The organism is Microbacterium paraoxydans (assembly GCF_018224615.1).
Classification (GTDB): domain Bacteria; phylum Actinomycetota; class Actinomycetes; order Actinomycetales; family Microbacteriaceae; genus Microbacterium; species Microbacterium paraoxydans_B.
On record NZ_JAGTUK010000002.1, the window covers coordinates 229,980 to 242,062 of the forward strand.

At 72.2% G+C, this 12,083-nt stretch carries 10 protein-coding genes; 6 read left to right on the forward strand and 4 right to left on the reverse strand.

The window, feature by feature from the left end:
• Positions 1–14: 14 nt before the first annotated feature.
• Entirely contained in the window at positions 15–1,577 is a 1,563-nt protein-coding gene (locus KE274_RS06755; protein WP_211543337.1) for an amidohydrolase, read from the forward strand.
• Positions 1,578–1,631: 54 nt separating this feature from the next.
• A complete protein-coding gene (locus KE274_RS06760; RefSeq protein WP_211542122.1) occupies positions 1,632–3,077 on the forward strand; it encodes a Na+/H+ antiporter NhaC family protein in 1,446 nt (481 codons plus the stop codon).
• A 1-nt stretch (position 3,078) separates the two neighbouring features.
• Here the strand turns inward: KE274_RS06760 and KE274_RS06765 are convergent, their stop codons facing one another.
• Both KE274_RS06765 and KE274_RS06770 read right to left on the reverse strand, forming a co-directional pair.
• Positions 3,079–3,381, reverse strand: coding sequence for a hypothetical protein (locus KE274_RS06765; protein ID WP_211542124.1), 303 nt, complete (start codon positions 3,379–3,381; stop codon positions 3,079–3,081).
• A gap of 20 nt (positions 3,382–3,401) precedes the next feature.
• Positions 3,402–4,700, reverse strand: a complete 1,299-nt coding sequence (locus KE274_RS06770; RefSeq protein ID WP_431805820.1) for an Nramp family divalent metal transporter — start codon at positions 4,698–4,700, stop codon at positions 3,402–3,404.
• 99 nt (positions 4,701–4,799) lie between these two features.
• Here KE274_RS06770 and KE274_RS06775 point away from each other — a divergent pair, with 99 nt between their 5' ends.
• Complete coding sequence (locus KE274_RS06775; RefSeq protein WP_249186123.1) at positions 4,800–5,492, forward strand: TrmH family RNA methyltransferase; 693 nt, start codon at positions 4,800–4,802, stop codon at positions 5,490–5,492.
• A 16-nt stretch (positions 5,493–5,508) separates the two neighbouring features.
• Here KE274_RS06775 and KE274_RS06780 read toward each other — a convergent pair whose 3' ends face one another.
• Positions 5,509–6,831 carry an MATE family efflux transporter gene (locus KE274_RS06780; RefSeq protein ID WP_211542126.1) on the reverse strand — a complete coding sequence of 441 codons (1,323 nt, stop codon included), beginning with the start codon at positions 6,829–6,831 and terminating at the stop codon, positions 5,509–5,511.
• A gap of 89 nt (positions 6,832–6,920) precedes the next feature.
• On the opposite strand from KE274_RS06780, the gene KE274_RS06785 reads away from it, so the two are divergent.
• The 3 genes from KE274_RS06785 to KE274_RS06795 all read left to right on the forward strand — a co-directional run bounded on the left by KE274_RS06785 (position 6,921) and on the right by KE274_RS06795 (position 10,589).
• A complete protein-coding gene (locus KE274_RS06785) occupies positions 6,921–7,487 on the forward strand; it encodes a J-domain-containing protein (protein WP_249186124.1) in 567 nt (188 codons plus the stop codon).
• Positions 7,488–7,548: 61 nt separating this feature from the next.
• Positions 7,549–9,513 carry a M13 family metallopeptidase gene (locus KE274_RS06790; protein WP_211542129.1) on the forward strand — a complete coding sequence of 655 codons (1,965 nt, stop codon included), beginning with the start codon at positions 7,549–7,551 and terminating at the stop codon, positions 9,511–9,513.
• A gap of 110 nt (positions 9,514–9,623) precedes the next feature.
• On the forward strand, positions 9,624–10,589 hold the full coding sequence (locus KE274_RS06795) for a serine hydrolase (protein WP_211542132.1): 966 nt from the start codon (positions 9,624–9,626) through the stop codon (positions 10,587–10,589).
• Between the two features lie 30 nt (positions 10,590–10,619).
• Here the strand turns inward: KE274_RS06795 and KE274_RS06800 are convergent, their stop codons facing one another.
• Complete coding sequence (locus KE274_RS06800; protein WP_211542134.1) at positions 10,620–12,062, reverse strand: MFS transporter; 1,443 nt, start codon at positions 12,060–12,062, stop codon at positions 10,620–10,622.
• Positions 12,063–12,083 lie beyond the last annotated feature (21 nt).

Here is a 12,083-nt window from a genome sequence, read left to right on the forward strand (position 1 = left end):
CGCGCGTCGTGACCATGGACCCCCGCCGCCCGGAGGCCTCCGCCTTCGCCGTGCGCGGCGGGCGGTTCCTCGCCGTCGGCGACGACCACCTCGTGCGGGAACTGCGCGGACCCCGCACCGTCGTGCACGACCTCCGCGGCGCCGCCGTCACCCCGGGCCTCATCGACGCGCACCTGCACCCGCTGCAGGGGCTCGAGCTCACCGCGGGCATCGACCTCGGCGGCATCACCACCGGCCCCGCCCTCCTCGCGGCCCTGCGCGCCGAGGCCGACCGCGCGCTGCGCGACGACCGCGACCCCTGGGTGCGCGGCTGGAACCTCGACTACGACGTCTTCCACGACCTGCCCATGACCGCCGACGCGATCCACGAGGCCGTGCGCGGGCTCCCCGCCCTGCTCATCGTGTTCGACGGGCACACCGCGCTCGCCAGCCACGAGGGTCTCCGCCGCGCCGGCATCACCGGAGCCCGCGAGACCCACGACTCCTCCTGCATCGTGGTCGACGCCGACGGGCGGCCCACCGGGGAGCTGCGCGAACTCGCGGCGTACGAGCCCGTGCGCCTCGCCGCGCCCGCACTCGACCGGGAGCAGACCCTCGCGGCCGGGCACGAGCTGCTGCGCGGCCTGCGGGACTCGGGGCTCACGGGCGGCGCCATCATGGACGGCGGCTTCGCCACGCTCGCCCTCCTCGACGACCTGGAGCACGGACCGGGGCTCCCCCTCCGCATCGTGTCCGCGATCGACCACGAGCCCGGGTTCGACGCCGACCGCACGGCCGAGAACCTGCGCATGCGCGACCGCCGCGGCGACCGGTGGCGCGGCGGCGTCGTGAAGCTCTACGCCGACGGGGTGGTCGAGACCGGCACGGCCTGGCTGTACGAGCCCGACACCCAGGGCGCCGGGGGCGAGCCGTTCTGGAAGGACGCCGTCGCCTACGCGCGCACCGTGCGCCGCTACACCGAGGCCGGGTTCCAGGTGGCCACGCACGCCATCGGCGACCGCGCGGTCGGCGAGGTCGTCGACGCCTACCTCGCCGCCGGGGTCCGCAGCGCGAACGGCGCCCCGCACCGCATCGAGCACCTGGAGACCACGACCGACCGCGACGTCGCGCGCCTGGCGGCCGCCGGCATCACCGCCTCGATGCAGCCGCTGCACCTGCAGTGGCGCAAGGCCGACGCATCGGACGACTGGTCGCGACGCCTCGGGCCCGAGCGCGCGGCCAGGGCCTGGCGGGTGCGCGACTTCTGGGACGCGGGTGCCCCCGTCGCGCTCGGGTCGGACTGGCCCATCGCGCAGAACGACGCCAGGATCGGCCTCGCGTGGGCCCAGCTCCGCCGTCGCCCCGGCGACCGCGACGCCCCGGTGTTCGAGCCCCACCAGGTGCTCACCCCGTACCAGGCGCTGCACGGCTACACCGTGGGCGCCGCGCGAGCGCAGGGCGACGGCGACCTCGGCCGTATCGCCCCCGGCTACCGCGCCGACTACGCCGTGTGGGCGGAGAACCCGCTGCACGTCGCCCCGGACGACCTCCCCGACCTGCCCGTACAGCGGACGGTCGTCGGCGGCGTCGAGCCCTGACCCCCGCTCGACCCACCCCCTCCCTCTCCTCTCCCCTTCACACCGGAGTGACCCATGCCCGAATTCGGCGCCCTCGCGCTCGTCCCCATCGCGGTGATCCTCGTCATCGCCGTCGCCACCCGGCGCACCCTGTTCGCCCTGCTCTGCGGCACCGTCGCCGGAGCGCTGATCCTGGGCGGCTGGGGCGGCTTCGACGTGTGGGTCGAGTACACCGGCAAGGCCCTGTCCAACGAGACGGCGCAGTGGCTGCTGCTGATCGTCGCCCTGTTCGGCATCCTGATGATGCTGTTCGAGAAGTCGGGCATCGTCACCGACTTCGCCCGCTGGGTGGAGCGGTTCGTCACCTCGCGCCGCAAGTCCACGCTCCTGACGTTCCTGCTCTCGGTCGTGCTGTTCGTCGACGACTACCTGAACGTGCTGACCACGGGCACCTCGATGAAGCAGGTGACCGATCGCTACCGGGTTCCGCGCACGCAGCTCGGCGCGATCATGAAGATGACCGCCGCCCCCATCGCCGTGCTGGTGCCGGTCTCGACGTGGGCGCTGTTCTTCTCCGGCCTGTTCGAGGCGCAGGGCGTGACGGTCGGCGGCAGCGGCTTCGGCGCCTACCTGCAGTCCATCCCGTTCATCTTCTTCGGCTGGGCGGCCATCGCGGTGGCCCTGCTGATGAGCATCGGCTGGCTGCCGAAGCTCGGCGTGCTCAAGAAGGACGCGCTGCGCGCCGAGCGTGACGGCGACGTCTTCCCGCTGGGCACGACCGATGCGGAGCGCCGGGCCGAGGGCGCCGCGCTGCTGTCCGAGCTGCGCGCCGACGACCCCGACGGCTCCACGGCGCAGCGGGTCGCGGTCGCCCTGGAGACCTCGACCGAGACCGGACGGAAGCCGCAGCCGTGGTCGTTCCTGATCGCCATGGCGGTGCTGGTCGGTGTCACGATCGCGACCGACGCCAACGTGGTCGCCGGCACGGCCGCCGCGCTCGCCGTCACCCTCGTGCTCGTGCTGGTGCAGCGCCGGCTCTCGATCCGCGGGGTGCTCGACGCCGCGCTCGAGGGCATCGAGAGCATGCTGTTCGTGATGGTGCTGACCGTGCTGGCGTTCATGGTGCAGGAGATGAACATCGCGCTGCAGCTCGCCGAGTTCGTGATCCAGGTGACCGAGCCCGTGCTCACCCCGGCGCTGCTGCCGGCGATCGTGTTCGCGGTGTGCGGCATCTACGCCTACGCGACCGGGTCGTTCTGGGACCTCGCTGCCGTCATCACCCCGGTGGTGCTGCCGCTGGCCCTCGCGCTCGGCGCCGACCCGATCCTGGCGGGCGCCGCCGTGTTCTCCGGGGCGGCGCTCGGCAGCACGACCTGCCTGTACGGCGACGGGATCATCCTGGCGTCGCGGTCGATCGGCATCAAGCCGATCAACCTCATGCTCGCGATCCTGCCCTATGCGGGGATCGCGGCCGGGCTGTCGCTCGTGCTCTACCTGGTGACGGGCTTCGTCGCGGCCTGAGTCACGGGTTCGCGACGGCGACCAGCAGGCCGAACGCCACCTGGCCCGCGAAGAACACCACGAGGAAGCCGAGGAGGGCGGCGGCGAGCGACAAGCGCCCGTCGAAGCCCTCCACCTCGGCGATCCCGACCTTGCGCGCGCGGAACGCGAGCACGAGGGTCGCGATGCCGAGGGCGAGCTGCAGCCACGGCCCGAGCGGGCCGACCACCTTCGGAACGGCGATCAGCACGGCGCCGATCACCCCGGTCGCGATGCCGATCCAGGTGAGGATGCGGACGGTGCGGCGGGCGGGTTCGGCGGGCATGCTGTCGAGCCTATCCGGGCTCAGGCCCCCGTCAGCACCAGCCAGAGCAGCGCCCCGTTCAGCGCGATCAGCAGTGCCGACGCCGCGATCCCCGCGACCGTGGTCACCCGGCGGTTGGCCCACACGCCGAGCGTGCGCCGCTGCGCCGTGAGCGCGACCAGCGGGATGAGCGCGAACGGGATGCCGAACGACAGCACGACCTGGCTCAGCACGAGCGCGAGGGTGGGGTCGACGCCGAGCCCGAGGATCGCGAGCGCGGGGATCAGGGTCACCAGCCGCCGGGCCAGCAGCGGGATGCGCACGTGCAGCAGCCCGTGCATGATCTCCGCCCCCGCGTAGGCGCCGACCGAGGTGGAGGCCAGGCCCGAGGCGAGCAGCCCCACCGCGAAGAACGTCGCCACGACGGGACCGAGGCCGGCGGCGAGGGCGGCGTGCGCGCCCTCCAGGGAGTCCGTGCCCTCGACCCCGGCGAGGTTGGCGGCCGCGAGCAGGAGGATGCCGAGGTTGACCGACCCCGCGATCACCATGGCGATCGACACGTCCCAGCGCGTGGCCGTGAGCAGGCGGCGGATGCGCGAGGTCTCGGTGCGCGCGGCCTCCTCGTGCGGCTGCCCGACGGCGCCGAACCGGTCGCGGGCGAGCGAGGAGTGGGCGTAGATCGCGTGCGGCATGATCGTGGCGCCGAGGATGGAGGCTGCCAGCAGCACCGATCCGGTGCCCTCGAACCGCGGCACGAGCCCGCTGACCACGCCCGCCGGGTCGGGCGGGGCGAGGAAGAGCCCGGCCATGAAGCCGATCGTGATGACCAGCATGAGTCCGATGATCACGAACTCGAAGGGGCGGGCGCCGCGACGGCTCTGCACCGCCAGCAGGAGCATCGAGACGGCTCCGGTGATCAGGCCGCCGAGAAGCAGCGGCACGTCGAACAGCAGGTAGAGCGCGACGGCGCCGCCGATCACCTCGGCCAGGTCGGTCGCCATGGCCACCAGTTCCGCCTGCAGCCAGTACGCCCGCCGCGCCCACGGCCGCTTCAGGCGCGTGCCCAGCACCTCCGGCAGGCTCTGCCCCGTGACCACCCCGAGCTTGGCGGAGAGGTACTGGATGAGCCACGCCATGACGTTGCCCGCCACGACCACCCACACCAGCAGGTAGCCGTACTGCGCGCCGGCGGTCATGTTGCTGGCGACGTTGCCGGGGTCGAGGTAGGCGACGCCGGCCACGAGTGCGGGCCCGAGGAGCCACAGGCTGCGCGGGGCGGTCGCGGCGGGCGGGGTCACGGGAGCGACGAGATTTTTCGGCACACCGAAACCGTAGCGCATTTTTCGGCACGCCTAAATATCGGTTCTCGCCGGAGTCGGACCGACGCAGGGAGGGCACGGCGATGCGTCCGGCCGACGCGGCGGCGATACCCTGACGGGATGGATCCGCAGCCCCCCGCAGCCCCCGCCCCCGACGCCGCCCACCCCGCGGCCGAGGGCGCGACGCTCGGCGGATCCCTCGCCCAGCCCGGCTACGGCGTGGGTCCGTGGCCCGGCGGTCGGGAGGCCTGGCCTGCGGGGGAGCAGTACGACCCCGAGCTCCTGGCCGGCGGCGACACCCGCAATGTGATCGACCGCTACCGCTACTGGCGGATGGAGGCGATCGTCGCCGACCTCGACACGCGTCGCCACCCGTTCCACGTGGCCATCGAGAACTGGCAGCACGACATGAACATCGGCTCCATCGTGCGCAGCGCCAACGCGTTCCTCGCCGACACCGTGCACATCATCGGGCGGCGTCGGTGGAACAAGCGCGGCGCGATGGTCACCGACCGCTACCAGCACGTGGTGCACCACGACGACGTCGCCACGTTCGCCGCGTGGGCCGCCGCCCACGACCTGCCCGTGATCGCGGTGGACAACGTCGACGGCGCGGTGCCGGTGGACCGCGCCGACCTGCCGCGGGCCTGCGTGCTGCTGTTCGGTCAGGAGGGACCGGGGCTGTCGGAGGAGGCCCTGGCGGCGGCGTCCGCGCACGTCGAGATCACGCAGTACGGCTCCACGCGCTCGATCAACGCGAGCGCCGCGGCCGCCGTGATCATGTACGAGTGGTGCCGCCGCTACGCCGGCTGACCCCGCAGCGTCGAGGTCAGGCGGCGGCGGAGAGCCAGCGCCCCGACCGCACCCGCCAGCCGAGCGTGCCCAGCCGTGCCAGCAGGTAGACGCCGAAGAACGCCACCGCGAGCCAGATCAGCCCGGCGGTGCCGTCCACGCCGGTCGCGGCGATGATCCACAGTGCGGGGAGGAACGGCACGAGGTTGAGACCGCCCGCGATCGCCAGGTAGCGCGCATCGTTCGCGCCCATCAGCACGCCGTCGAGCACGAACACCACCCCCGCGATCGGCTGAGCGACCGCGAGCACGAGGAGGGCGGGCTGCACGAGTTCGGCCACGCGCTGGTCGCCCGTGAACACGAGCCCAAGCACGCCGGAGAGCGCCGCGATGACGGCCCCGACCGCGACCCCGAACCACGCGCCCCAGGCGACCGTGCGGCCGAGGACGCGCTGCACCTGCTGCTCGTCTCCGGCCCCCAGCTCCTTGCCGATCAGGGCCTGTGCGGCGATGGCGAGGGCGTCGAGCGCGAAGGCCGCGGCGGAGAAGATGGTGAACACGATCTGCCACCCGGCGAGTTCGTCCGTGCCGACGCCGGTCGCGACGGCCACGGTCGCGAGGAGCGCCACGCGCAGGCTGACCGTACGCAGGAACAGCCATCCGCCCGAGGTGGCGGTGCTGCGCAGGCCGTCGCGCTGCGCCCTGAGCGAGGCGCTGTGGCGGGAGGCGAGGCGCTGCACCACCAGCACGTACGCGGCGACCATGCCCCACTGCGCGGCGACCGTGCCGGCGGCCGACCCCGCGATGCCCCAGCCGAAGCCGTAGATGAAGAGCCAGTTGAGCAGCGCGTTGGCGCCGAAGCCGAGTCCGGCGATCCAGAGCGGGGTCATCGTGTCCTGCATGCCGCGCAGCAGCCCGGTCGCCGCGAACACGATGAGCATCGCCGGCAGCCCCCACATCGAGATCACCAGGTACTCGTCGGCCTGGGCGGCCACGGCCTCGCTCGCGCCGAACAGCGACACCAGCCACGGCGACGACACGGCGCCCACCACGGCCAGGACCGCGCCGAGACCCAGCGCCAGCCACATCCCGTTGATGCCGACAGACACGGCCTCGCCCGGCTGTCCGGCGCCGAAGCGCCGGGCGACGGCCGGGGTGGTGGAGTACGCCAGGAACACCATCAGTCCCACGATGGTCTGCAGCACGGCGCCGGCGATGCCGAGCCCGGCGAGCGGCGTGGTGCCGAGGTGGCCGACGAGCGCGGCGTCGACGATGAGGAACGCGGGCTCAGCGATCAGGGCTCCGAGCGCCGGGACCGCGAGTCGCAGGATCTCTCGGTTGAGGGAGGTGCGCGCGGCCATCCTCCGAGCCTATGACCTCGCACCGACACCGCGCCGTGCTGCGGGGGCGGTCGTAGGCTGGAGGGAACACGATGCGGCGGAGGTGCATCATGTCCGATCCCCGGGACGAGGCGGCGCGGTACCTCGCGCGTCGGCGGTCGCAGGACGCGGGGGAGGATTCCGCGGACGCGCGGGTCGAGTCGACGCCGGGAGCCGCCGCGGCCGTCGACCGCGCGGCGTTCATCGAGAGCGCGATCCAGGTGGCGATCCGCCGGGGAGAGTTCGACGACCTCCCCGGTGCCGGCAAGCCGCTGGAGGGGCTCGGCACCCACCACGACCCCGACTGGTGGATCCGCCGCAAGATCGAGACCGAGAACCTCACCGGACTCGGACCGCCCGCGCTGCTGCTGCGCACCGAGGACCGTGAGCTGGACGCGCAGCTCGACCTCCTCGGACGGGAGTCCGACGTGCGGTCGGTGCTGGAGGACTTCAACCGCCGTGTGATCGAGGCGAGGCGGCAGCTGCAGGGCGGTCCTCCCGTGGTCACGGCGCCACGGGACGTGGAGGCCGAGGTGGACGCGTGGCGCGCGCGGCGGTCCGCCCGCACGGCCGCTCCCTCCGCCGAGGCGCCGCCCGCGCGTGCGCGCCGCGGCCTGTTCCGTCGACGCTCGCGCTGACCCGTGTCGCCGGATGTCCGGCCTCGACAGCGTGGGGGACCCCCGTCATAGGCTGGAGCGCATGACCGACGCGCTTCCCGTGGGCCTCGCCCTCGACGAGTTCAGCCCCGACATCCGCCCGCAGGACGACCTGTTCCGTCACGTGAACGGCGCCTGGATCGCCCGCACCGAGATCCCCGGCGACAAGGCGCGCTGGGGCTCGTTCCATCTGCTGGCCGAGCAGGCGGAGAAAGACGTCCGCACGATCATCGAGGAGTCGCAGGAGGCCGAGGAGGGCACGCTCGCGCGCAAGATCGGCGACCTGTTCGCGAGTTTCATGGACACCGAGCGGATCGCGGCGGCCGGCGTGACGCCGCTCGCCGACACGCTCGCCGAGATCGACGCGATCGCCGACATCCCCGCGTTCCTCCGCACGGTCGGCGCCTACGACCGCGACGGGCGCGCGCACCTGATCGGCCTGTACATCGAGCCCGATCCGGGCAACCCGGAGCGTTACGTGCCGTTCCTCGTGCAGTCGGGGCTGTCGCTGCCCGACGAGAGCTACTTCCGCCTCGACACGTTCGAGGGCACGCGTGCCGCGTATCGCGCACACCTGGAGCGGTTGCTCGGCCTCGTCGGCGTGGCCGACGCGGCGGCGCAGGCCGACAGGGCGATCGCGCTCGAGACCGAGCTGGCCGGCCATCACTGGGACAACGTGAAGAGCCGCGACGCCGTGGCCACCTACAACCTCAAGACGTGGGACGAGATCCAGGAGCTCGCGGGCATCGACCTCGCCCCGTGGCGGGATGCCGTCGCTCCCTCGAACCCCGAGGCGTTCGGCGAGGCCGTCGTGTATCAGCCGAGCTTCCTGGAGGGCCTCGGCACGCTGCTCACGGCCGAGCGGCTGGACGACTGGAAGGCCTGGCTGCGGTCGCAGGTCGCGCACGCGGCGGCACCGTATCTCACCGACGAGGTCGTGCAGGAGAACTTCTCCTTCTACGGCACCGAGCTCACCGGTGTGCCCACGATCCGCGAGCGGTGGAAGCGGGGCGTGTCCGTGACCGAGGGTGCGCTCGGCGAAGCCATCGGCAAGGTGTACGTGGAGCGGCACTATCCGCCGACGGCGAAGGCCGCCATGGACGAGCTCGTGGCCAACCTGATCGAGGCCTACCGGCAGAGCATCGAGAAGCTGGAGTGGATGACCGCGGAGACGCGGCAGCGCGCGCTCGCCAAGCTCGACGCCTTCACGCCGAAGATCGGCCACCCCGAGGTGTGGCGCGACTACTCCAGCCTCGTCATCGACCGCGACGACCTGTTCGGCAATGTGCGCAGGGCCGCGGTGTTCGAGCACGACCGCAACGTCGACAAGGTCGGCAAGCCGATCGATCGCACCGAGTGGTACATGCCGCCGCAGACCGTGAACGCCTACTACAACCCGCTCATGAACGAGATCGTGTTCCCCGCTGCGATCCTGCAGTACCCCTTCTTCGATGCGGAGCGCGACGCCGCCGCGAACTACGGCGGGATCGGAGCGGTGATCGGTCACGAGATCGGTCACGGGTTCGACGACCAGGGCAGCCGGTACGACGGCGACGGGCGCCTGCAGGACTGGTGGACGGATGCCGACCGTGCCGCGTTCGAGGAGCGCACCAAGGCCCTCATCGAGCAGTACGACGTGCTCGTCCCGGAGGGGCTGGATGCGGAGCACCACGTGAACGGTGCGCTGACGATCGGCGAGAACATCGGCGACCTCGGCGGTCTGGGCATCGCCCTCAAGGCGTACGAGCTCTCGCTCGGCGGCCAGGAGGCGCCCGTGATCGACGGCTACACGGGCGTGCAGCGACTGCTGCTGTCGTGGGCGCAGGTGTGGCAGCAGAAGAGCCGCGAGGCCGAGACGCTCCGTCTGCTCACGATCGACCCGCACTCGCCCAACGAGTTCCGCTGCAACCAGATCGTGCGCAACATCGACGCGTTCTACGAGGCCTTCGACGTGACCGAGAGCGACGCCCTGTGGCTGCCCGCGTCGTCGCGGGTGACCATCTGGTGACCATTCTCCTCAGGCTGTGAAGCGTCCCCCGGCGGTGGGGTTACGATAGCCCTGCCGCTGGGGAGCGACCCCCTTGGCATGCCGATCAGCCTCCTCCCGAAGGATCACGCGTGGCCGCACTCGAGCCTGGCGACGGGTTCCGGAACTCTCCGGTCCCCGAGTCGATGGGAGGCGCGTCCGCGTCGTCGAACGGGCGCCGCTCGCAGCAGCGGACGAGCCGTCGGCTTCCCCGTCGCGCGGCTCTCGGACGCCGGTCGTTCACGGCCACGCTCAAGGCCCTCGAGGGCCTGGCGGATGCGGGCGCGCAGGTGTCGGTGCACGTGGTCGACCTCGACTCGCACGTGCATGTGCTGGCGGGCGACGATCACGTCACGATGCCCGTCGCGGGGCTGGGCGTGGTGCCGCTGCTGGTCGAGGTCGCCGCCGCGTTCGAGTCGGGTGCGCTCGACCCTCTCGAGATCGTGGAGCGCACGAGCGTCGATGCGGTCGAGTCGTCCGGCCTGTGGCGACATCTGCGTGCTCCCGCGCTGCCGCTGCAAGATCTGGCGGTGCTCGCCGCGACCGCGGGCGATCCCATCGCGGTGAACATCCTGTTGGAGAAGGTCGGGCACGACCGGGTGCGGGAGCGCATCGAGGGGCTCGGGCTGCGGCGCACGGCACTGCTCGATCGGTTCCGCGACCGCCGTGGCCCCGACGACGCCCCCCAGGTGGCGGTGGGCTCCGCCCGGGAGTTGGCCGGACTGTTCTCGGCGCTCGTGAACTCGCAGGTGGTCGATGCCGCGGTGAGCGCGCAGGTCGCGGAGTGGCTGAGCCTGAATCAGGATCTGAGCCTGGTGGCGGCGTCCACGGGGCTCGACCCGTTCGCGCATGACCACGACGCGCACGGCCTCCTGTTCATCAACAAGACCGGGCGCGACCGGGGTGTGCGTGCCGAGGCGGGCGTGCTCGCCGGTCCTCGCGCGGGCGTCGGCTACGCGCTGATCGTGTGCTTCGACGACCTGTCCATCACGCATCGCCTCCGCGCGCACGACGCGTTCCGGGTGCTCGGCGTGGAACTCATGGAGTACACGCACTGAGCCCGGGCGCGGGCCGTCCCCGCGCCGACGTCACTCCGGCAGGGAGGGGTGCTGCTCGGCGGCGCGCTGCCTCGGGATGAGCAGCGACAGCACCACGGCGACGACACCGGCCGCGATCGCGAGCCAGAAGCACACCTCGAAGGCGGAGCGCGTGGGCACGGCCACCCCGTCGACGTCGATGCTCATGGCCGCGAGCACGCCGCCCATCACGGCGGATGCGGTCGAGGTGCCCACCGAGCGGAACAGGGCATTGAGCCCGTTCGAGGCGCCGGTCTCGTTCGCGGGCACGGAGCGCATGATGATCATCGGCATGGCGGCGAACGTGAACCCGATGCCCACACCGATGAAGACGTTCGCGGCGAAGATGTGCCACACCTCGCTCGACCACAGCAGCACGAACACGTACGCCAGCACGATCGCGATCGCCCCGACCGTGAACAGCGGGCGGGGGCCGACGGTGCGCTCCAGCCAGCCCGAGAGCGGAGAGATCACCATCATCACGAGTCCGGCCGGCATGATCACGAGCGACGCCGCGACCATGTCGAGACCGAAGCCCGCGCCGCCCGCGGCCGGCATCTCGAGCAGTTGCGGGAAGGTCACGTTCGACGCGAAGAGCGCGAAGCCCATGCCGATCGCGGCGATGTTGGTGAAGAGCACCGCGGGGCGTGCGGCCACCCGGAGGTCGAGCAGGGGGTCGTCGGTGCGCAGCTGATACCAGCCCCACAGCAGCAGCACGAGCACGCCGCCGAGCACGCACGTGAGGGTGAGCGGTGCCGTCCAGCCCCACTCGGCCCCCCGCGAGACGAACAGCAGCAGACCGGTGAGACCGATCGCGAGACCGATGGCACCCAGCACGTCGAGGCGTCCGGGGGAGCGCAGCACGTCCTCCGGGACGACGGCGAGCACGAGCAGGAGGCCGGCGACGCCCAGCGCGGCGGCGAGCCAGAACAGCATGTGCCAGTCGGCGTTCTCGGCCAGGAGCGCGGCAACGGGCATGCCGATCGCACCGCCGACGCCCATGGTCGCGCTCATCAGGGCGACCGCGGTGCCGAGGCGCTCGGGGGGCAGCACGTCGCGCATGATCGCGATGCCGAGTGGCACGACTCCGGTCACCGCGCCCTGCAGCGCGCGGCCGATGATGACCCCGACGATCGAGCCGGAGACCGCGGCGATCACCGACCCGGCGATGAGGATCGCGAGCAGTGCGATGACCACGCGGCGCTTGCCGTACATGTCGCCGAGGCGGCCGGAGATGGGCGTGGCGACCGCGGCGACGAGCAGCGTGATGGTGACGACCCAGGTGGTGTCTTCGCGCGAGGCGTTGAGGAGCTGCGGCAGTTCGGCCTGCAGCGGCACCACGAGCGTGAACATGAACGAGGAGCACAGGCCGGCGAACGCCAGCACCGCGATCACGGCCCATCGCGGCGGGGTGCGGGAGAGGCGCTTCCTGGCTCTGTCGTCGCTTGCACCCACGGGCCCAGGCTATCGGCGTTC